General features: G+C 70.5%; 18 protein-coding genes. 12 read left to right on the forward strand and 6 right to left on the reverse strand.

Annotated elements, in window-relative coordinates; all coding sequences use genetic code 11:
* Window positions 1-64: 64 nt before the first annotated feature.
* A complete protein-coding gene (locus Q4V64_RS06205; RefSeq protein WP_124445821.1) occupies window positions 65-484 on the reverse strand; it encodes a RidA family protein in 420 nt (139 codons plus the stop codon).
* A 128-nt stretch (window positions 485-612) separates the two neighbouring features.
* On the opposite strand from Q4V64_RS06205, the gene Q4V64_RS06210 reads away from it, so the two are divergent.
* The 7 genes from Q4V64_RS06210 to Q4V64_RS06240 all read left to right on the forward strand — a co-directional run bounded on the left by Q4V64_RS06210 (window position 613) and on the right by Q4V64_RS06240 (window position 8,288).
* Complete coding sequence (locus Q4V64_RS06210) at window positions 613-1,437, forward strand: fumarylacetoacetate hydrolase family protein (protein ID WP_124445822.1); 825 nt, start codon at window positions 613-615, stop codon at window positions 1,435-1,437.
* Between the two features lie 2 nt (window positions 1,438-1,439).
* Entirely contained in the window at window positions 1,440-1,922 is a 483-nt protein-coding gene (locus Q4V64_RS06215; RefSeq protein WP_124445823.1) for a cupin domain-containing protein, read from the forward strand.
* Window positions 1,919-2,839 (forward strand): acyl-CoA thioesterase domain-containing protein, encoded by a 921-nt coding sequence (locus tag Q4V64_RS06220; protein ID WP_124445824.1) that lies wholly within the window; start codon window positions 1,919-1,921, stop codon window positions 2,837-2,839. Before Q4V64_RS06215 ends, Q4V64_RS06220 begins: the two co-directional genes overlap by 4 nt.
* A 117-nt stretch (window positions 2,840-2,956) precedes the next feature.
* Complete coding sequence (locus Q4V64_RS06225) at window positions 2,957-4,606, forward strand: AMP-binding protein (RefSeq protein WP_124445825.1); 1,650 nt, start codon at window positions 2,957-2,959, stop codon at window positions 4,604-4,606.
* Window positions 4,603-6,978 carry a bifunctional salicylyl-CoA 5-hydroxylase/oxidoreductase gene (locus Q4V64_RS06230; protein WP_303709114.1) on the forward strand — a complete coding sequence of 792 codons (2,376 nt, stop codon included), beginning with the start codon at window positions 4,603-4,605 and terminating at the stop codon, window positions 6,976-6,978. The genes Q4V64_RS06225 and Q4V64_RS06230 overlap by 4 nt, the downstream gene beginning before the upstream one ends.
* A complete protein-coding gene (locus Q4V64_RS06235; RefSeq protein WP_303709115.1) occupies window positions 6,975-7,424 on the forward strand; it encodes a thioesterase family protein in 450 nt (149 codons plus the stop codon). The genes Q4V64_RS06230 and Q4V64_RS06235 overlap by 4 nt, the downstream gene beginning before the upstream one ends.
* Before the next feature lie 12 nt (window positions 7,425-7,436).
* Window positions 7,437-8,288 (forward strand): PaaX family transcriptional regulator C-terminal domain-containing protein, encoded by an 852-nt coding sequence (locus Q4V64_RS06240; RefSeq protein WP_124445929.1) that lies wholly within the window; start codon window positions 7,437-7,439, stop codon window positions 8,286-8,288.
* Window positions 8,289-8,349: 61 nt separating this feature from the next.
* Here the strand turns inward: Q4V64_RS06240 and Q4V64_RS06245 are convergent, their stop codons facing one another.
* Together Q4V64_RS06245 and Q4V64_RS06250 are read right to left on the reverse strand one after the other, a co-directional pair.
* Window positions 8,350-9,468, reverse strand: a complete 1,119-nt coding sequence (locus Q4V64_RS06245; RefSeq protein ID WP_253267609.1) for an alpha/beta fold hydrolase — start codon at window positions 9,466-9,468, stop codon at window positions 8,350-8,352.
* Window positions 9,465-11,021, reverse strand: coding sequence for a bifunctional 3-(3-hydroxy-phenyl)propionate/3-hydroxycinnamic acid hydroxylase (locus Q4V64_RS06250; RefSeq protein ID WP_124445930.1), 1,557 nt, complete (start codon window positions 11,019-11,021; stop codon window positions 9,465-9,467). The genes Q4V64_RS06245 and Q4V64_RS06250 overlap by 4 nt, the downstream gene beginning before the upstream one ends.
* A gap of 194 nt (window positions 11,022-11,215) precedes the next feature.
* On the opposite strand from Q4V64_RS06250, the gene Q4V64_RS06255 reads away from it, so the two are divergent.
* The 5 genes from Q4V64_RS06255 to Q4V64_RS06275 all read left to right on the forward strand — a co-directional run bounded on the left by Q4V64_RS06255 (window position 11,216) and on the right by Q4V64_RS06275 (window position 15,880).
* The gene (locus Q4V64_RS06255) at window positions 11,216-11,863 is read left to right on the forward strand and encodes a TetR/AcrR family transcriptional regulator (protein WP_124445931.1); all 648 of its coding nucleotides are present in this window, start codon (window positions 11,216-11,218) and stop codon (window positions 11,861-11,863) included.
* 251 nt (window positions 11,864-12,114) lie between these two features.
* A complete protein-coding gene (locus tag Q4V64_RS06260) occupies window positions 12,115-13,308 on the forward strand; it encodes a cytochrome P450 (RefSeq protein WP_253267610.1) in 1,194 nt (397 codons plus the stop codon).
* A gap of 1 nt (window position 13,309) precedes the next feature.
* Window positions 13,310-13,504: a ferredoxin gene (locus Q4V64_RS06265; RefSeq protein ID WP_124445932.1), complete on the forward strand. Its 195-nt coding sequence runs from the start codon at window positions 13,310-13,312 to the stop codon at window positions 13,502-13,504.
* The gene (locus tag Q4V64_RS06270; protein WP_124445933.1) at window positions 13,501-14,631 is read left to right on the forward strand and encodes an FAD-dependent oxidoreductase; all 1,131 of its coding nucleotides are present in this window, start codon (window positions 13,501-13,503) and stop codon (window positions 14,629-14,631) included. The genes Q4V64_RS06265 and Q4V64_RS06270 overlap by 4 nt, the downstream gene beginning before the upstream one ends.
* 55 nt (window positions 14,632-14,686) lie before the next feature.
* Complete coding sequence (locus Q4V64_RS06275) at window positions 14,687-15,880, forward strand: cytochrome P450 (protein ID WP_124445934.1); 1,194 nt, start codon at window positions 14,687-14,689, stop codon at window positions 15,878-15,880.
* Between the two features lie 207 nt (window positions 15,881-16,087).
* Here the strand turns inward: Q4V64_RS06275 and Q4V64_RS06280 are convergent, their stop codons facing one another.
* From Q4V64_RS06280 to Q4V64_RS06290, 3 genes are all read right to left on the reverse strand, one after another.
* Window positions 16,088-17,089, reverse strand: a complete 1,002-nt coding sequence (locus tag Q4V64_RS06280) for an AraC family transcriptional regulator (RefSeq protein WP_124445935.1) — start codon at window positions 17,087-17,089, stop codon at window positions 16,088-16,090.
* Window positions 17,090-17,237: 148 nt separating this feature from the next.
* The gene (locus Q4V64_RS06285; RefSeq protein WP_124445936.1) at window positions 17,238-18,344 is read right to left on the reverse strand and encodes an NAD(P)-dependent alcohol dehydrogenase; all 1,107 of its coding nucleotides are present in this window, start codon (window positions 18,342-18,344) and stop codon (window positions 17,238-17,240) included.
* A gap of 115 nt (window positions 18,345-18,459) precedes the next feature.
* The gene (locus Q4V64_RS06290) at window positions 18,460-19,929 is read right to left on the reverse strand and encodes an aldehyde dehydrogenase family protein (RefSeq protein ID WP_124445937.1); all 1,470 of its coding nucleotides are present in this window, start codon (window positions 19,927-19,929) and stop codon (window positions 18,460-18,462) included.
* Window positions 19,930-19,971: the final 42 nt, after the last annotated feature.

Here is a 19,971-nt window from a genome sequence, read left to right on the forward strand (position 1 = left end):
TCCTGTCCCACCTGCTGCCCGGCGCGGCCGCTCGGCGATGCCGTACGCGACGACCTCGGTTTTCTCAGCTCTCCGGGCGGATCAGCCGCTCGTCCGGGATCACCGCGACGCCGAGGATCTCGATCATCGCCTCCGGCTGCCAGAGCGCGGTCGTGCCGATGCCGGCCATCGCCGGGTAGACCGGGCCCGCGAGTTCGCGCCAGACCTTCCCGATCTCCTTGCCGTGGGCCTGGTAGTCGGGGACGTCGGTGAGGAAGAGCGTGATGCTCGCCAGGTCCTCGGGGATCCCGCCGGCGGCGCGCAGCGTGGTGAGGACGTTGTCGAAGGCCTGCCGGAACTGCTCGACGATGCCGCCGGGGACGATCCGCATGTTCTTGTCCAGCGCGGTCTGTCCGCCCAGGTGGAGCGTGTTGCCGCTCAGAGTGCCGTGCGAGTAGCCACTCGGTACGGGGAGCGAGGGCGGGTTCACCGGGATCGGAGTCATGTGCGCGTACCTCCTGGGACGGATGGGTGCGATCAGCGTAACTCATCTATTGACTGTTTTCGACGGTCGTGAAAATCTCGCTATAAAGCTGCTCCAAAGCCCCAGCCCCAGCCCCAGGGAGAACTCCGATGAAGCTCGCCACCGTGGTCCACGGCGGCCGTCGTACGGCCGCCGTCCTCGACGGCGACCTCTGGCGGGCCCTGCCGGCCGACGACCTCTCCGCGCTGCTGGCCACCACGGCGCCCGACCGCTTCGCGGGCCTCGCCGGGGCCGGGCTGCCCGGCGCCGTACCGGTGCTGCCGCTGCCGTCCCCGCGCAAGGTGGTGTGCTGTGGCCTCAACTACGCCGACCACATCACCGAGATGGGCCGTGAGCTGCCGGCCCACCCCACGCTCTTCGCCAAGTACGCCGACACGCTGACCGGCCCCGAGGACGACCTGGTCCTCCCCAAGGGCCTCGACGTGGACTGGGAGGCGGAGCTCGCAGTCGTCGTAGGCGCCGAGCTCACCGGCGCGGACCGGGACCTGGCCGCACGCTCCATCGCGGGCTACACCGTCGCCAACGACGTCAGCGTGCGGGACTGGCAGCGGCGCACCCTGCAGTGGTTCCAGGGCAAGGCATGGGACCGGACCACCCCGCTCGGCCCGCTGGTCGTCACCCCCGACGAGCTCGACCCGGTCGCCGGCGTCGAGGTGATCTGCCGCGTGGGCGGCGCCGAACGCCAGCGCGGCAACACCCGCACCCTCGTGTTCGACGCGGCGGACCTGCTCTCCTACGTCTCCACTTTCACCACCCTGCGCCCCGGCGACGTCGTACTGACCGGCACCCCCGGTGGCGTGGGGATGGGCATGACCCCGCCGGTCTTTCTCTCCGACGGCGATCTTCTGGAGACGGAGATCCCCGGCATCGGCACCCTCCGCAACCGCCTCCGCCTCACCGACCCCAGGAGCTGACCATGGAACCCGATCTCTCCAAGTACGTACTGGAGGGCGACAACTCGATGTACGCCGACCCGTCCGGCCTGGTCGTCCCGGTCGTGACCCGCGGCGGCCTCGAAGTCGGCACCACCGGCCAGTCCGCCGGCGCGAGCCGCGTCTCCGGCGTGTCCGTCCAGCACACACCGGCCACCAAGCTGTGGTTCGGAAAGGTGCGCAACGAGCCCGGCTACCGCTCGGTGACCCATCACCACGGCGAGGCGGAGACCGGCGGTTACGTCCTGTCGGGCCGGGCGCGCATCTACTTCGGCGAGAAGTTCGAGGACTACGTGGACATGGCGGAGGGCGACTGGGTCTTCGTACCGCCGTTCATGCCGCACATCGAGTGCAACCTCTCGCGTTCCAAGCCCTTGACCTGGATGACCACCCGGACGCCGGAGAACATCGTCGTCAACCTGCCCGATGTCGCGGACGCCGACCTGCGCGACTGGCTGAACCGATGACGGCCGGGACGGAGCCGACGTCCGCGGTCTTCGCCGCGGCGGTCACGCTGAAGCCGGCCGAACCCGACTACTACGACCGCGCCTTCACCGCGACCACCCAGCCCTGTCCCTGGCCCAAGGCGTACGGCGGTGACATGGTCGCCCAGGCCGCGGCCGCCGCCATGAGGTCGGTCGAGGGCAAGACGCTGCACTCGACACACTCCTACTTCCTGCGGCCGGTCGACATCGGCGCCGAGGTCCGCTACGAGGTGGAGCTCCTGCGCGACGGCCGCGGCTACGCCACCCGGCAGGTCCGCGGCTTCCAGAACGGCAAGCCGGTCTACGTCTGCCTCGCCAACTTCGCGGCGGGCGAGCCGGGTTCGGCGACGTACAGTGCCGAGCCGCCCGCGGGTGTCCCGGCCCCCGAGGAGCTGCCCAGCTCGGCCTCGTACCTCTCCAACACGGCTCCCGAGGCGCCTCGGGGCACGATGACGGACGCCTCGCACGCGTACTGGAGCGGCGGCCGCAGCTTCGACATGCGGCACGTCCCCGGGCCCGTCTACCTCACCGTCGAAGGCGAGCAAGCGCCCCAACAGGCCGTGTGGCTGAGGCCGTTCGAGAAGCTGGGGTCCGTCGACGGGTTGACCGACGCCCAGCGCGATCTCGCCGCGCTCGCCTACGTCTGCGACTACACGATCCTCGAACCCGTCCTGCGGGTGCTCGGTCTGGCCTGGGCCCGGCCGGGACTCGTCACCGCCAGCCTCGACCACGCGATGTGGTTCCACCGGCCCGGCCCGATGGACGGCTGGCTTCTGTACGCCCAGGAGGCCGTCGCCGCCGAGTCCGGCCGCGGTCTGGCCACCGGCCGGTTCTTCACCGCCGCCGGAGTCCATCTGGCCACCGTCGTCCAGGAAGGCCTGATCCGCACCACCTCCTGAACTCCTTCCCTCTGCACGGCCCGCACCCGGTGCACAGGACCCAGGCAGACGCCTCCTGAACCCCTTCCCCCTGCACGATCCGCACCCGTGCACGGGACCCGGCAGAAAGGAACCCCGATGGACCTCGCGCCCTCCGCCTACCCGGACACGTTCGCCCGGGACCACCTCCCGGCACGCCACCTGTGGCCGGTCCTGGAGTTCACCACGGACGAACTCCAGTACCCCGAGCGCCTCAACGCCGCCACCGAGATCATCGACATACCCGCCGACACCTTCGGCCCCGACCGCGCCGCGCTGCGCACGCCGGAGGGCGAGGTGTGGACCTACGGCGAACTGCGCCGCCGCGCCAACCAGATCGCCCATGTGCTCACCGACGACCTCGGCCTGACACCCGGCAACCGGGTGCTCCTGCGCTCCCCGAACAACCCGTGGACCGTCGCGGCCTGGCTCGGCGTGCTCAAGGCCGGCGGCATCGTCGTGACGACCATGGCGGCACTGCGCGCCCGCGAACTCACCCCGATCGCGCAAAAGACCCGCCCGGCGATCGCACTGGTCGACCACCGGTTCACGCAGGACGTCGAGGCCGTACGAGACACCGCTGTGCCGGACCTCATGATCGTGGCGTACGGCGGTGACGCACCCGACGATCTGACGCGCCGGGCGGCGGTGAAGCCGACAGAGTTCGCCGCGGTCGACACCGCGGCCGACGACGTGGCCCTCTTCGGGCCCACCTCGGGCAGCACCGGCGTACCGAAGATCACCACCCACTTCCACCGCGACATCCTGTCCATCGACAACACCTTCGGCCGGCACACGCTCCGGGTGCGGCCCGACGACCTCGTGTCGTGCACCGCGCCATTCGCGTTCACCTTCGGCCTCGGCATCCTCGTCGTGTGTGCCCTGCGCGCCGGCGCGTGCGCACTGCTGACCGAGGCCGTCGCGCCGGAGCCCCTCGCCGACCTCGTCGCCGAGACGGGGGTCACCGTCCTCGCGACCGCGCCGACGGCGTACAAGCAGATCCTCAAGGCGGACAAGGCCGACCGGTTGCGCGGCCTGCGCACCGCGGTCAGCGCCGGGGAACACATACCCGACGAGGTGTGGAAGCAGCTCCACGCCGGGACCGGGATCAAGGTCATCGACGGCATCGGGGCCACCGAGATGATCCACATCTTCATCTCCGCCGCCGGTGACGAGATCCGTCCCGGAGCGACCGGAAGACCGGTCCCCGGCTACCGCGCCACCATCCTCGGCCTCGACGGTGAGGAACTCGGTCCCGGTGTCGAAGGGCGGCTGGCCGTGATCGGCCCGGTCGGCTGCCGCTACCTCGACGACCGGCGCCAGGAGAACTACGTCGTGGGCGGCTGGAACGTCACGGGCGACACCTACGTCCGCGACGAGGACGGCTACTTCTACTACCGCACCCGCACCGACAACATGATCGTCTCCTCCGGCTACAACATCGGAGGCCCTGAGGTCGAAGCCGCGATCGACACACACCCGGACGTCGTCGAGTCCGCGGTGGTCGCCAAGCCCGACCCCGAGCGCGGCTCGGTCGTGTGCGCCTTCGTCGTGCTGCGCGAGGGAGTCACCGGTGACGACGCCAAGGCCAGGGACATCCAGGACTACGTCAAGACCCAGCTGGCGCCGTACAAGTACCCGCGCGCGGTCCGCTTCACCGACGCCCTGCCCCGCAACACCAGCGGGAAGCTGCAGCACTACCTGCTGCGCCAGTTGATCGAGAAGGCGAACGAGGAGAACAACGCATGAGGATCGCGATCGTCGGCGGCGGCCCGGGCGGGCTCTACTTCGCCGCCCTGATGAAGCAGTTGGACCCCGCCCACGAGATCACCGTCTGGGAGCGCAACGCCCCCGACGACACCTTCGGCTTCGGTGTCGTCTTCTCCGACGAGACACTCGGGGGCATCGAGAACGCCGACACTGTCGTCCACGACGCGATGGAGAACCGTTTCGCCCGGTGGACCGACATCGACATCGAGTTCAACGGGCACCCCTTCACCGTCGGCGGCCAGGGCTTCGCGGCCATGTCCCGCAAGGACCTGCTGCGTATCCTCCAAGAGCGGGCCGCCGGGCTCGGCGTCACGGTGCACTACCGGACCACCGCACCGGACGTGGACGCGCTGCGCGAGTCCCACGACCTCGTGGTCGCGGCGGACGGGCTCAACTCGGCCGTACGGACCAAGTACGCCGACGCGTTCGCCCCCGACCTGGACCGGCGCACGAACAAGTACATGTGGCTGGGCACCGACCGGGTCTTCGAGGCCTTCCAGTTCTTCGTCAGGCAGACGGAGTTCGGGACCATGCAGATCCACGGCTACCCGTACTCCGACTCCGGCTCGACCTTCATCGTCGAGATGGCGGAGGACGTATGGCGCCGCGCCGGCTTCGACGCGACAGAGGGCACGGAGTTCCCGCCCGGGGCCTGTGACGAGCAGGCCGTCGCGCGGATCCGGGAGATCTTCGCCGAGGAACTGGCCGGTCACGCCCTGCTGACCAACAACTCGAAGTGGCTCAACTTCACCACCGTCCGCAACGAGCGCTGGCACCACCACAACGTGGTCCTCCTCGGCGACGCCGCCCACACCGCGCACTTCTCGATCGGCTCCGGCACCAAACTGGCCATGGAGGACGCCCTGGCGCTCGCCGCGTGCCTGCACGAACACCCCACCGTGGCCGAGGCGTTGACCGCCTACGAGACCGAACGCCGGCCCGTGGTGGAGTCCACGCAGCGCGCCGCCCAGGCCTCGCTGGAGTGGTTCGAGAACATCGGCAGGTACGCCGGCCAGGACCCCGCACAGTTCTGCTTCAACCTGCTCACCCGCTCCCGCCGGATCACCTTCGACAACCTCAAGGACCGCGACCCCGGCTTCGCCGAGCTGATCGAGCGCGGCTTCGCCAAGGCCCAGGGGCTACCGGAAACGGAGGCCGTTCCCGCGATGTTCCAGCCCTTCTCGATCGGCCCTCTGGAGCTCAAGAACCGGATCGTCCTCTCCCCGATGGACATGTACTCGGCGGTGGACGGCATACCGGACGACTTCCACCTGGTCCACCTGGGCTCCAAGGCGCTCGGCGGCGCGGGCCTGGTCATGACCGAGATGGTCTGCGTCTCACCCGAGGCACGGATCACCCCGGGCTGCACGGGCCTGTGGAACGACGCCCAGCGCGACGCGTGGGCCGAGGTCACCTCCTTCGTGCACACGCGCAGCACGGCGAAGATCGGGCTCCAGCTGGGGCACGCCGGCCGCAAGGGCTCGACCAAGGTGATGTGGGAGGGCATCGACCAGCCGCTCGACGAGGGCAACTGGGAGGTCGTCGGCCCGTCCCCGCTGCCCTACGGCGCGGGCTGCCACGTGCCGCGCGAGATGACCCGTCAGGACATGGACGCGGTCGTGGCCGACTTCGCGGCGGCCGCGCGCAGGGCCGCGGAGGCCGGCTTCGACCTGCTCGAAGTGCACGCCGCCCACGGCTACCTGCTGTCCTCCTTCCTCTCCCCCGTCGCGAACCACCGCACGGACGAGTACGGCGGCGCACTGACGAACCGTCTGCGCTTCCCCCTTGAGGTCTTCGACGCGGTCCGCTCCGCCTTCCCGGCCGACCGCCCGGTGACGGTCCGTATCTCGGCGACCGACTGGTCCCCGGACGGCAACACCGAGCACGACGCGGTCGAGATCGCCCGGGCGTTCACCGCGCACGGGGCGGCGGCGATCGACGTCTCCTCCGGCCAGGTCACCAAGGACGAGAAGCCCGCCTTCGGCCGCTCCTACCAGACCCCGTTCGCCGACCGGATCCGGCACGAGGTCGCCGCCCCGGCGGGCGCGGCCGTGATCGCGGTGGGCGCGATCTCGTCGTACGACGACGTCAACTCGATCCTGCTGGCCGGCCGCGCCGACCTGTGCGCGCTCGGCCGTACCCACCTCTACAACCCGCAGTGGACCCTGCAGGCGGCCGCCGAACAGGAGTACCGCGGCCCGGGCGCCGAGTGGCCGGCTCAGTTCGCGGCCGGCCGCCGCAAGCCGCCGACGTCACGCACGGACGCGGTCCGCCCGCGCCTCGCGCTGCTGCGCGACACCCCCCGGGACGCCGTCCACCTGCGGTGGACGCCCAGCCGGACGACCCGATGAGCGACCCGGTCCACCCGTCCGCTGTCCATCGCTCCCGCGTGGAGTGGGTGGACACCGACGCCGCGGGGATCTACCACAACACCACCGTCGTGCGGTACGCCGAGGCGGCGGAGGCCGCGCTGATGCGCGGGCACGGCATCCCCGGCTACTTCCCGGTTGCGCCCAGAGTGCGCTACGAGGTGGAGTTCGAGGCGTCCCTCCGGTTCGGCGAGGAGGTAACGACCCGGATCGAGCTGGTCCGCCTCGGCCGGTCCTCGATGACCTTCGCCTTCGAGGTGTGGCGGGAGGCCGCCGACAGCGGGCCGCACCGACGTGCCGCCCGGGGCAGCTACGTCACCGTGCACGTCCCCGACAAAGAGGCGGGCGGCAGCACACCATGGCCGGCCGCCTGGCGCACGGCGCTGACAGCAGGGGCGTCCCCGGAGGCAGCCGGGCGAACACAGTAAAATCCTGCACTCGTGACTACGAGCGACCTCCTCGACGACGACCCGGCTCAGGCGGCACCACCGCGATCCCTGATCGTGACGGTCTACGGCCTCTACGCGCGCGAGGTCGGCGGCTGGATCGGTGTGAGCACCCTGATACGGCTGCTCGCCGAACTCGGCGTCGACGCCCAGGCGGTCCGCTCGTCCATCCACCGGCTCAAGCGCCGCGAGATCCTGGTGTCGGAGCGGCGGGACGGCAGGGCGGGCTACGCACTCTCGCCGTATGCCCGCTCCGTCCTGGAAACCGGCGACCGCCGCATCTTCGAGCGCCACACCGCCCCCGACGACGGCTGGGTCATCGCCGTCTTCTCGGTGCCGGAGAGCGAGCGGCAGCATCGCCACCAGCTCCGGTCACGGCTGGCATGGCTGGGCTTCGGCACGGTCTCGTCGGGGGTGTGGATCGCTCCGGCCCACGCGCTCGACGACACCCGCGACCACCTGCTCCGACACGGCCTGGACCAGTACGTCAACCTCTTCCGCGGCGACTACGTGGCCTTCGGAAACCCCGCCGAACAGGTCAGTCGCTGGTGGGACCTGGAAGCGCTTCAGGGACTCTACGACGAGTTCGTCGCCAAGTTCACGCCGATGGTGACACGCCTGGCCGAGGCCGAGAAGAACACGACGTCGCCCCGGGACGCGTTCGTCGACTACGTCCACGTCCTGACGGCCTGGCGACGCTTCCCCTACCTCGACCCCGGGCTGCCCGGCACCCTCCTCCCTGCCACGTGGTCCGGCACGACGGCGGCGGACCTCTTCTTCGAACTCCGGCGCGCTCTGGAGGAGCCGGCGCACGAGTTCGCACGGGGCCTGCTGGCCGACACCTAGCGCCTTGGCTTCCACCACGGCCGCGGTCGCGGTCTCGACGGTGAAGTCCATCAGCAGGGCCCTAGCGGTTCTTACTGCCGGTGGTGAGGACGAGCTGGTCGGTGAACCAGTCGGCGGTGAACGCGTCGCGTTCGACGGCGTGGTTGTAGAGGGTGTGCTCGCCGTCGGGCCAGCTGCGGAGGGTCGCCGCGGTGGGGTCGGCGGCTTGCAGGAAGGGTTGCTGGTCCTCGTAGCGGGCGAGGGGGTCCTGGCCGCCGTGCAGCAGGAGCAGTGGGCAGCCGATCCGGTGCTTGGCCGGGTCGAAGCGCAGGCCGTCCATGACCTCGGCGACACGCCCCAGGTCGTCGGTGCCGACCACGGCGGCCAACTGCTCGCGGGCGGTGCGGAATTCGGGGACTGTCGGAGCAGCAGGGGCGCCGTTCACCACGACAGCGGCGACGCGCGGGTCGGCGGCGGCAAGGTGGGCCGCGAACAGGCCGCCGAAGCTCATGCCCTGGATTCCGATGGGGCCGTCGAGACGCTGATCGGCCTCGACCAGGTCGACGAAGCGGGCGAAGCCCTCGGTCACGCGCTCATCGACGTACAGCCCGTGGGCCAGCCGGGATTCGCCCTGGCCGGGACCTTCCGCGAGCAGGCAGGCCAGGCCCCGTGCCGTGTATGCCTCGGCGATCGGCAGGTAGGCCGCTCCCCAGCCGCTGAGCCCACCCCACACGATGACGGTGGCGTGGACCTTGCCGGAGGCGGGTCGGCACAGCCAGCCGCCCAGGGTGCCGGCGCGGTGAGGGACCGTGACCCGTTCCATGAGTGGCGTGTGCGGGGACTGCAGGGCGGCGGCGGACATGGTCGCCGCGGTGTGGCGCTCGTACAGTTCCCGCTTCTCCGCGGTGTCGGCCTGGTACGCCATCTGCGCGAACATGAACGCGGCGGAGGCGAACCGGTACGCCTGGCGCGCCGTGGTCCGATGGCCGGCCGCCTCGGCGCGGCCGGCGCGCTCCAGCTGGGTCTCCGCGAGGGTCGTGGCGGAGTCCTGCCACCGCATCCCCGCGGTGGTGTCGGCGAGCAGCCGACGGGCATCGGCGTGGTCCATGCCGCAGTCGACCAGCCGGGTGAAGGGCATGGCCCGGTGCTGGGCCGCGGCCAGCGGTGACAGCACCGGCGTCCGAGGGTTCTCGTTCGTCATGCCGCTGCCTCGACGCCCGCGGTCAGCGCGGAGGCGAGGTCGTCGACCAGTGCGCCGAGGTCCGTGCTGTCGGCTGCCGTGCCGAAGAGGACGAAGTCGGGGCGCGCCAGGTAGGCCGCCGCGCCGAGTTCCCGGAGGTACGCGCTGTGCCGGCCGTCGAGGTCCTCGACGGTGTCCAGGGCGATCACGGCGCAGCCCAGGCGCTGAAGCAGGGCGAGCCGCTCCGGGCCGAGGGCGGCGGTGGGGTCCTCGGCGGCGACCAGGACGAAGCCGAACCCGGTCAGGTCGTCGAGCCGTCCGGTGCGCCCGTCGGCCAGACGGATCCGCCCCTGCGGGGTGAGGGTGCCGACCGGTGCGCTCGTGCCCGCCCGCAGCACGCCGTTGTCCAGCGGCGGGAACGGCGGCGGTGGGGGCACCTTGCCCGCGAAGAAGGCCGCGTCCCGGGCCGCCGCGGCTTCGACGTCGTGGGTGTTGGCGACCTTGCCGAGGGCGATCGCCGCGTGGGTGAGGGCGGTGACGTGCGGGCGGCGCTCGCTTTCGTAGGTGTCCAGCAGCGTGTCCGGTGCCTGGCCGCCGAGGACGGCGTGCAGCTTCCAGGCGAGGTTGGCGGCGTCGCGCAGGCCGCTGCACGCACCCTGACCGAGGTAGGGCGGCATGGTGTGGGCGGCGTCGCCGGCCAGGAAGACCCTGCCGGTCCGCCAGCGGCTCGCGATGCGGGCCTCGAACGCGTACACCAGCTGGCGGGTGATGCGCAGGTCGTCGGGGCCGAGGTCGTGGTACTGGCGCAGCAGCCGCCAGGCGGCCTCCGGGGTGGTCATGTCCTGACTGGTCTCCCCCGGGAGCAGGGCGAACTCGAAGCGCTGTCGGGTGTGGCCGATGTTGATGGTCATGTGACCGCGCGCCGGGTCGCAGTACTGCGTGCCGTAGGCGAACTCCGGCGGCTGCGGGCGCAGCCACTCGGTGTCGACGTTGACCCACCGCTCGTTGAAGCCCAGGTCCTGGCGCTCGACTCCGAGCAGCTCGCGTACACCGCTGCGGCTGCCGTCGGCGGCGATCACGTAGCGGGCCCGGACCTCGTCGTGCGGGCCGTCCGCCGTCGTCGCCTCGGCATTCCAGCCGCGCAGCCGCAGGGCGACGCCCTCGTCGTCCTGCTCGATGCCGGTAACGGCCCATCCCTGGCGGACGTCGACGGTGCCGTAGCCGCGCAGTCGTTTGTCGATCGCGCTCTCCACGTCCGGCTGGTACATGGAGAGGTGGTCCGGATAGCCCATCAAGCCGTCAGGGTTGGCGGGGATGTTCACGAGCGTGTCGCCCTTGCCGTTGACCCACAGGTAATGGCACGTCGACGAGTCGCGCAGCGCCTCGTCGACATCGGCCGCCGCCTGGACGGTCCGGGCGGCCTCGTCGTCGATGTGGGTGAGCCGGGGCAGCCCGTACAGGCCGGGCCACCGCTCGCACACCACCACGCGGTGGCCGAGCCGGCCCAGCAGAGATGCGGCGGTCAGGCCGGTCGGTCCGTAGCCGACGACGGCGATGTCATAGATAGGGGCCATAAAGCACCTCCGGAGGCGTCCCGCGCCGTTGCGAGGGTGAGGTGGAACGGAAGAACGGAAGAACGGAAGGTCGGAAGCGGGCGCCGGAAAGATCGCCCAAGATCCATATGTGAGCTTTAATTCACATTGAATGCGAGTCGAGGTTCACACGCCGGCAACATGGCCGTCAAGAGGCTGATCGATAAAATGCGTGCGTGACCGAGTCCCCGACCCACAGGCCCCCGGCCCTGCAAGAACGCAGCCGCCGATCGCAGCAGGACATCCTCCGAGCCGGGTACGCCCTGCTCGAAGAGGGCGGAGTCGACGCGCTGACCGTGGCCGCCGTGGCCGAACGGGCCGGAATGGCGGTGGGCAGCGTCTACCGCAGATTCGGTGACAAGGAAGGACTGCTGCTGGCCATCCAGCACGCCTTCACCGAGAACCTGGAAGCCGAGATCAGACAGCGCGTGTCGATGGAGCGACTGCGCATCCTGCGCGACCCGGCCGTGGCGGTCGCCGAAGCGGTCGGCGCGTTCACCGACGCGTTCCAGGCCCACGAGGCCCTGTTGCGCGTCTTCTTCCTGCTGGGCACCCGGCACGAGGCGGTGCGCACGGAAGGCTCACAGGCCAGCGTCAAGGGCAACCGCCGCTTCGCCGAGGCGCTGGCCCACGTCCCCGTCGCGCACACGGACCGCGCGGCCGCGCTGGACTTCGCCTACCGCCTGACGTACGCGACCATCGCCCACCGGATCACCCAGGGCGAGCTGATGGAGTCCGACCGTCCGCTGCCCTGGCATGAACTGCGCAGCCACCTCCAGACGGCTGTCGTCTCCTACCTCCTGAGCCCGCCTCAGAGCCCCTGACCTGCACATTGCGGCGCGCCCGGACGCGCCAGGCCGCCCGTCCGCACCCGGGCGGCGTTTCGATTTCCCACCGCCGATGCCCGTGCGCAGGGCTTGACGCGACGCCTCATGTCTGTGAGCTTTTGCTCAGCACCGACGTGAGCCTCCACTCACATTTGTCGGCTTCGCTGCAAACATCCTCATGCCGCGCCCGGGCCTTCCCCTTGCCCCTGAGCCCGTCGCGGCACGAGCGACTCAAGGGAGAGTTGCTGATGCAAGCGACATTGCCTGTGCCCACGTCCGGCATCGATCTGTTCGCCGACGACGTGCTCCACGATCCGTATCCCGCCCTGCGCGAACTGCGCGACGCCGGCCCCGCCGTGCGGCTGACCGGATACGACGCCTGGGTCCTTCCGCGCTACGAACACGTGCGGGCCGCCCTGGCCGATCACGAACGGTTCTCCTCCGCGTACGGCGTGGGCTACGAGGACCAGTTCAATGCCCTGATGAAAGGCACCGTGCTGGCCTGCGACCCACCGGATCACACCCGGCTGCGGGCGGTGCTCTCCGAGAAACTCGCGCCCAAGGCCCTGGCGAAGATGCGCACCCGCATCTTGGAGCTCGGGGACGAGCTGGTCGCCACCGCCGTGGCCAAGGGCGGCTTCGACGCCGTCACGGACCTGGCCGCGGTGTTCCCCGTGACGGTCGTGGCCGACCTGATCGGGCTGACCGAGGAGGCGCGCGAACCGCTGCTGTCCTTCGCGGACGCCGCGTTCAACACCTTCGGACCGTTCAACGCCCGCACGCAGGCCTCCCTCCCCTTCGTCAGCCAGATGTTCGAGTACCTCAACACCGTGATGGTGCCGGACAACCTCCACCCGGACGGCTGGGCCGCCGCCATCCACCAGGCCGCGGACCGGGGAGACATCGAGGCGGCGTCCGTGATCCCGCTGCTGTCCGCCTACGTGATCGCCAGCATGGACACCACGATCAACGGCCTCGGCAACACGATCCTGCTCTTCGCTCAGCATCCACAGGCCTACCAGGAGGTGCGCTCCGATCCGTCCCTGATCGGCCCGGCCTTCGAGGAGTCCCTGCGCCTGGAATCCCCCGCCCAGGGCTTCTTCCGGCGCACCACCCAGCCGGTGGACATCGAGGGCATCACCATTCCGGCCGACAGCAAGGTCCTGATGTCCTACGCCTCCGCCAACCGCGACGAACGCAAGTGGGAGCGGCCCGAGGAGTTCCTCGTCCGGCGCAACCCGGTCGACCACGTCGCCCTCGGCTACGGCGTCCACGGCTGCGCCGGCCAGGGCCTGGCCCGCATCGAGGCGAACGCGGTCCTCGGCGCGCTGGTACGGCGTGTGTCGTCGATCGACCTCGTCGGCGAGCCGGTCCGCAAGCTCAACAACGTGATCCGGGGGCTTGCTTCGCTCCCCGTCACGGTACGCACGGAAGAGCAGTGACATGACCCGGATCCTGGTCGACTTCGACCGCTGTGAGGGACACGGCCTGTGCGAGCAGACCGCGCCCGAGGTGTTCCGCCTCGACGACGAGGGTGAACTGCACCTGACCCGCGACAAGGTCGGTCCGGAGCACGAGAGTTCCGTCGCGGCCGCCGTGCGGGTGTGCCCTGTCGCGGCTCTGAAGGTCCAGCCGTGAGGCGGATCGTCGTGGTCGGAGGCTCCATCGCCGCGCTGACGGCGGCGCAGAGCCTGCGCGCCGAGGGATTCGACGGCCAGGTCACCGTCCTGTCCGACGAGGCGCACCGGCCCTACTCACGTGTTCCCCTGTCCAAGGGCATCCTCGCCGGCCGTGAACCCGTGGAATCGGCCCTGCTCCCGGAACCGGGCGACGACATCGAGTTCCGTACCGGGGCACGGGCCACGCGACTCGACCCCCGTGCCCGGGTGGTGACGCTGGCCGACGGCACGCGGGTCCCCTACCAAGGACTCGTCGTCGCCACCGGTGCGCGGGCCCGCCGGCTCGACGGCGGCTCCGGCCTGGTCGTCCGCACCCTGGACGACGCCCGGGTCGTCGCCTCCCGGCTGGCCACCGCACGGAGCGCGATGGTGCTGGGCGGCGGCTTCCTCGGCATGGAGGTCGCCACGACCTGCCGCACGCTCGGTCTGGAGGTCACCGTCGTCGACCTCGTGCCGCCCCTGCTCCGGCTGCTCGGGCCGTGGCTGTCCGATCTCGCCGTCGCGACTGCCCGCGATCACGGCATCGGGGTCCGGGTCGCGCCGGACGGCGTCACCCTCCTCGATGAGCACACCCTGCGCTGCGGGGAGTCGGTCCTGACGGCCGACGTGATCGTCTGCGCGGTGGGAGACGTGCCGAACACCTCCTGGCTCGAGGACTCGGGCCTGCCCCTGGCAGCCGACGGCGGCCTCGTGGCGGACGAGCGATGCCTCGTCGCCCCCGGTATCGCCGCCGCCGGCGACGTCGTCTCCCGTCACGGCCGCCGGACGCCGCACTGGACCAACGCGGTCGAGCAGGGCCGGGCGGCCGCGGCCGCTCTGCTGCACGGAGAAAAGGCACGGCCCTATCGCCCCGACCCCTACTTCTGGACCGAACAGTCCGGTCTGGACATCAAGATCAGCGGCGAGCTGCCGCTGACCGGGGCGCCCGAGGTCCTGGCCGGCTCGGTGGACGACCGCAGCGCGCTGCTGCGGTGGACCCACGACGACGGCACGGCCACCGCCGTCGCCGTCAACCACCGGCTGCCCATCGTCAAACTCAAGCGCCTCGGCGCCGGAGCGCCCGTCGCGGCCCCGTCCGGTACATGAGCCCCGTACCCCACACGCCCAACGCAACATCACCACCCGAGGGAAGGAGCCGACGATGCCCACCACCCCGGCCACCGGCAACAGCCCGTACGACCCCCTGGACCTGACCGCAGCAGACCCCATCGCGCAACTCGCCGAGGCGCGCAGGCGCTGTCCGGTGTCCCAGCCACGGCCCGGCGTGTTCGTCGTCGCACGGCACACCGACGTGACGGAGGCCCTGCAGCGCCCGGACACCCTCTCCTCGGAGGACAACTTCGTCCTCGAGGCCGGTACCCGTACGGCGGCTCTGCCCGCCACGCCCATCACGATGCTGGATCCCCCCGACCACACCGCGCTGCGCGCCCGCCTCCGGCGCTGGTTCGCGCCCGCCAAGCTGCGCCGGGAGGAGCCGCGCATCCGCGGCATCGTGTCCGACGCCCTCGATCAGTTGCGCCCCGGGCAGCCGGTCGAAGTGTGGTCGACGCTCGGCCGCGCCATCCCCGCCCGTACCGTGTACGCCTTCCTGGGCCTTCCCCAGCAGGACTGGGACCGCGTCCAGGAATGGGCCGACGTCGTCAACGACCACTTCCCCCAGGTCTCGCTGGAGATGCCGGAGATGGCGGCCCTGGCCGGCTACCTCGGGGAACTGGTCGCCACCCGGGCTGCCGCCGCTCCCACGGGGACGGGCGTCCTCGACGGGCTGGTGCATCCGCAGCCCGACGAGACCCCGCTCGAACCGGTCGAGATCATCATGCACTGCATCCAGTTGATCCTCGCGTCCACCGACACCACCGGAAGCCTCATCACCAACCTGCTCTACCAGTTGCTCGTCGACCGGGATCGCTGGCAGGGGATCGTCGACGACCGCACGCTCATCCCGCGTGCGATCGAGGAGTCGCTCCGCCACGACGCGCCCCTGCAGTACGTGCTGCGCACCGCCACGGCGGAAAGCGAGTTCGCCGGCTGCCCGGTGCCGGCCGGAAGCCGGGTCGTGCTCAGCCTCCAGTCGGCGAACCTGGACGAGGACGCCTGGGGCGCCGACGCGGCCACGTTCTCGGTCGACCGCGAGCCGGGGCAGGCGACACTGGCGACGTTCGGGTACGGCATCCACACCTGCCTGGGCGCACCACTGGCCCGCCTGGAAACGCGTCTGCTGGTCGAGGGGCTGGCGGAACGCTTCCCGGGGATGCGTCTGGCCCCGGACTACTCCTGGCAGCCGGCACCACGTGCCATGGTCCGCCGCCCGGCCCGGCTCGACGTCGTGCTCTGAGGCGGCGGGTCAAGACCGCCTCATCCCTGCAGTGGCAGTGTCTCCAGCAACCGCTCCGCAGACGCCCGGGTCACTGGGTCCACGCGGGCGTCGGCACGGCGGAGAAACATTTTCAGCGGCGGCGGAGCGGGCGGCTTCACCAGTCGACCAGCGAACTGGCAGCAGCCGCCCGCGGCGGCTCCGCGGGCCCGCTCTGGGGGAAGTAGTTCACTCCCCCGCGAGGTCCCGGCCGGGCGTGGTCCCGAACATCCGGCGATAGTCGGCAGCGAAGCGCCCCACATTGGTGAAGCCCCATCGGCCGGCGACCGCGCTCACCGTGGTGGTCCCGGGATTCGCCGTACGCAACTCGGTGCGGGCGCGCCGTAGACGCGCTTCCTTGAGCTGCCGCATCGGGGAGCCGAGGTCGTGTCGGTGATAGGCGGCCTGCAGACCGCGCACGCTCAGTCGAGCCGCCTCGGCAACCTCGGCCAGTCCTATGTCCCGGTCGGCGTTCAGCTCGATGAAGGCGTTGGCCCGGCGTACCGCGGTCGGCGCGGCCGTATCCGCCCCGGCGTTGTCCCGCACGCGCTGCAGCGAATGCGGGTAGGCCTCCAGGAGCGCGGAGACACCGAGCCGGACGAGAGCATCCCTGAGCAGCGGGCTGTCGGTGAGACTCGCGCCGTCGGGGCTTGCCTTGCCGACTCTCAGCTCCGACCACAGCATGCGGGAGACGGACTCCCAGCGGATCGCCGCCCCTCCTCGGCGCGGCGGGCCGAGTTCGAACCGCACGGGACACGGTTCGTCCTGCCCCCATACCTCGGCGGCGATCTTCTCAACCGTCCAGCGCTCGAACACGAGGTTGATCACACGGCAGTCGTCGCGCCAGCGCAGCTGGTGCCAGCCATAGGGGTCCGTGACGATCGCATGGGAGGACGTCTCCGCTCCCCGGCCCTCGCCGCTCCCCTGGGCGGTGACGCCGAACCGGCCCCGCAGCGGGCGCGTGACCAGGACGAAGTCGTCGAAGGGCACGGGATCGACGACGACCTCTCGCCCCCCGTACTGCAGGTCGAAGGCGGCCAGCCCGGGCCATCCGTGTCCGGTCTGGCGGCAGAAGAACTCGCTCGCGTCCGACCTCGGGCCCGGTGCGATCCGGTGCGGGCAGTAGATGTCGCCCAAGCGCTGACGGGCTTCGTCGAGATCGGACGTAGACACCGCCGAGGTGATGAACATGCTGAGCCTCCGCCGTTCGAGACCCGCCCCGGGAAGGCGTGCACAGTCCCGACTGTACGTCCATTAGCTGCAGCGGTCACCCTGCCTGCCGTCTCGCAGCCCGTGGCCGAGGCCGTCGTGAGGGCGGTCTCGGCACACGGGCGGGCGCTCAGTCGAACACGATGACCGGCTTGATGGTGCGGCCCTCGCTCGCGTCCGCGCACGCCTTCTCGATGTCGTCGAACGGGTACGTCCGCATCATCCTGTCCATGGGGAATCGACCTTGGCGGAACAGCTCGATGAGCCGCGGGATGAACACTCCCGGCACGCTGTCCCCCTCGCAGATTCCGCGGATCGTGCGCCCGAAGATCAGGTTGTTCATCGTGATCGCCGCGGTCGTACCCATGGGCGAGGCCCCGATGGTGCCGCACACACCGGTCACTCGCAGGCAGTCGACCGCCAGCGGCAGCACCTGGGGACTGCCGGTCGTCTCGACGCTGTAGTGGGCCCCGTGACCGGTCAGGGACGCGATGCGCGCGGCGACGTCCTGGCTGCTCGCGTCGATGGTGTGCGTCGCCCCCAGCTCACGTGCCAGCTCCAGCCGCTCGGGCCGTGTGTCGACGCCGATGACGGTGGTGGCACCCGCGACCACGGCGGCCATGATGGCGCTGAGGCCGACTCCGCCGGTTCCGAACACCACGATGCTGCTTCCCGCCTCGACCTCGAGCGAGTTGAGCACCGCACCCGCTCCGGTCTGTATGCCGCAGCCCAGCGGCCCGAGGAGATGCAGAGGCACGTCCTGGGGAACCTTGACCAGGCTGCGCTCGGGGCACACGGAATGCGTCGCGAAAGATGACTGCCCGAAGAAGTGCCCGGAGATCTCCCGGCCATCCATGCTGATCGCACTGGTGCCGTCCTCGACGCGGCGGCCGGAGAAGTTCCAGCCGTAGTAGTCGAGACAGTAGGCCGGCTTGCCGCGCAGGCAGTTGTCACAACTACCGCAGAAGTTGAAGCCGAGGATGACGTGGTCGCCGGGCGCCACCGAGCGGACGCCCTCGCCGACTGCTTCGACGACTCCCGCGCCCTCGTGCCCGAACACCGCCGGGAAGGTCACGGGGAAGAACTGCTCTCGCATGATGATGTCGGTGTGGCACACGCCGACGGAGTTGTTGCGGACCAGTACCTCTCCCGGCCGGGGAGGGGCGAGCGTGATGTCGCGGATGGTGAACGGTCCGTCCTTCTCCATCACGACTGCCGCTTGGACGTCATGTGTCATGACGGGGGCCTTTCTGTGAGTGCGGGATGTCGGACGACGTGAGGTCCCGGGGCTGTGAGCGCGGCTCCTGGGGGAGCGACGCGGGGGCCGTCGGAACGGTCCCCCGCGTACCGGCTCAGCCGAACATCGGCGGCGGGGCCTGCTCCGCGATGACGACGGACTTGAGCTGCGTGTACATGTCCAGGGTCTCCGCGCAGTACTCCCGCCCGATCCCGCTGCCGTGGTACCCGCCGAACGGTGAACCGTCGACGAGGTTGAAGTACTGGTTGACCCAGATGGAGCCGGCCTTGAGCCGGTCCGCGGTCCGCATGGCGTGCGCCAGGTTGGAGGTGTAGACCCCGGCCGCGAGACCGTAGTCGACGCCGTTGGCCTGCTCGATCATCTCGTCGTAGTCCCGCCAGCGGATGACCGAGAGGACCGGACCGAAGATCTCCTGCTGTGCGATCCGCGAGGTGTTGTCCGTCTCGAAGACCGTCGGTTCGATGAACCAGCCCGCCTCGCTGCCAGGAACGGTGGCACGCGATCCCCCGGTGACCAGGTTGGAGTCCTCCTTGCCCGAGGCGATGAAGTCGAGGACCCGCTCGCCCTGAGTCTGCGAGACGAGACAGCCGAGCCGGGTCGCCGGATCGACCGGCGAACCGACGGTGATCCGTTCGAACACGCCGGTCAGCCGGCTCAGGAAGTCGTCGTAGAGGTCGTCGTGCAGGAAGAGCCGCGTGCCCGCGAGGCAGGACTGGCCGTTGCAGTACGTGGCGGCGAAGGCCGCGTTGTCCACCACCCGGTCCAGGTCGTCGATGTCCGGGAAGACGATGTTCGGGCTCTTGCCTCCCAGTTCGAGGGAGACGGGAACCAGCCGGTCGGCACCCGCGTGCGCGATGATCCGGCCGACCTCGGCCGAGCCGGTGAAAGCGAGCTTCTCGACGTCGGGGTGGGCGGTCAGCGCGGCGCCCGCCTCGGTCCCCATCCCCGGCACCACATTGACCACGCCGGGCGGGAAGATCTCCGCGAGTGCCACGCAGAGTTCGAGGGTCGACAGGGAGGCGTTCTCGTCCGGCTTGAGCACCAGCGTGTTGCCCGCGGCCAGCGCCGGCGCGAGCTTGAAGGCCGTCATGATGGCCGGCACGTTCCACGGGATGATCTGACCGACGACACCCAAAGGCTCACGCTTGGCGATCGCCCAGCCGCCGGGGACCGGGTTGTTCCACCCGGTGTGAGTGACCGCCGCGGCGGCGAAGAAACGGTACTGGCTGATCGCGATGCGGTGATCGATCGCCGTCTCCCCGATGGTGCGACCGATGTCCATCGCGTCGATCACAGCCAGACGGTCGATGTTCTCCTCGACCCAGTCCGCGAGCCGGTGCAGCAGTGCGGACCGCTGCGCCACGGGGGTCGCGGCCCACCCCGGAAACGCCGACTTCGCGGCTGCCACCGCCGCGTTGATGTCGTCCGCTCCCCCACGGGTGATCGTCGCGAGCCGGGCACCGGTCGCCGCGTTGACGGCGTCGAACGCCTCCGTCGAGATCGACATGCGCTTCCCGCCGATCAGCGGCTCGTAATGGTCGGCGAGCCCTACGTCCACCTTCATGTGGTTCCTCCAGGTCCTTGCACGATCCGCGCTTCGATGGGA

Source organism: Streptomyces sp. NL15-2K (assembly GCF_030551255.1).
Classification (GTDB): domain Bacteria; phylum Actinomycetota; class Actinomycetes; order Streptomycetales; family Streptomycetaceae; genus Streptomyces.

Bases quoted from the DNA above. Each gene is read 5' to 3' on its own strand.
- Q4V64_RS06205 (WP_124445821.1), bottom strand. From the start codon at position 484: ATGACTCCGATCCCGGTGAACCCGCCCTCGCTCCCCGTACCGAGTGGC.
- Q4V64_RS06210 (WP_124445822.1), top strand. From the start codon at position 613: ATGAAGCTCGCCACCGTGGTCCACGGCGGCCGTCGTACGGCCGCCGTC.
- Q4V64_RS06215 (WP_124445823.1), top strand. From the start codon at position 1,440: ATGGAACCCGATCTCTCCAAGTACGTACTGGAGGGCGACAACTCGATG.
- Q4V64_RS06220 (WP_124445824.1), top strand. From the start codon at position 1,919: ATGACGGCCGGGACGGAGCCGACGTCCGCGGTCTTCGCCGCGGCGGTC.
- Q4V64_RS06225 (WP_124445825.1), top strand. From the start codon at position 2,957: ATGGACCTCGCGCCCTCCGCCTACCCGGACACGTTCGCCCGGGACCAC.
- Q4V64_RS06230 (WP_303709114.1), top strand. From the start codon at position 4,603: ATGAGGATCGCGATCGTCGGCGGCGGCCCGGGCGGGCTCTACTTCGCC.
- Q4V64_RS06235 (WP_303709115.1), top strand. From the start codon at position 6,975: ATGAGCGACCCGGTCCACCCGTCCGCTGTCCATCGCTCCCGCGTGGAG.
- Q4V64_RS06245 (WP_253267609.1), bottom strand. From the start codon at position 9,468: ATGACGAACGAGAACCCTCGGACGCCGGTGCTGTCACCGCTGGCCGCG.
- Q4V64_RS06250 (WP_124445930.1), bottom strand. From the start codon at position 11,021: ATGGCCCCTATCTATGACATCGCCGTCGTCGGCTACGGACCGACCGGC.
- Q4V64_RS06260 (WP_253267610.1), top strand. From the start codon at position 12,115: ATGCAAGCGACATTGCCTGTGCCCACGTCCGGCATCGATCTGTTCGCC.
- Q4V64_RS06265 (WP_124445932.1), top strand. From the start codon at position 13,310: ATGACCCGGATCCTGGTCGACTTCGACCGCTGTGAGGGACACGGCCTG.
- Q4V64_RS06275 (WP_124445934.1), top strand. From the start codon at position 14,687: ATGCCCACCACCCCGGCCACCGGCAACAGCCCGTACGACCCCCTGGAC.
- Q4V64_RS06280 (WP_124445935.1), bottom strand. From the start codon at position 17,089: ATGTTCATCACCTCGGCGGTGTCTACGTCCGATCTCGACGAAGCCCGT.
- Q4V64_RS06285 (WP_124445936.1), bottom strand. From the start codon at position 18,344: ATGACACATGACGTCCAAGCGGCAGTCGTGATGGAGAAGGACGGACCG.
- Q4V64_RS06290 (WP_124445937.1), bottom strand. From the start codon at position 19,929: ATGAAGGTGGACGTAGGGCTCGCCGACCATTACGAGCCGCTGATCGGC.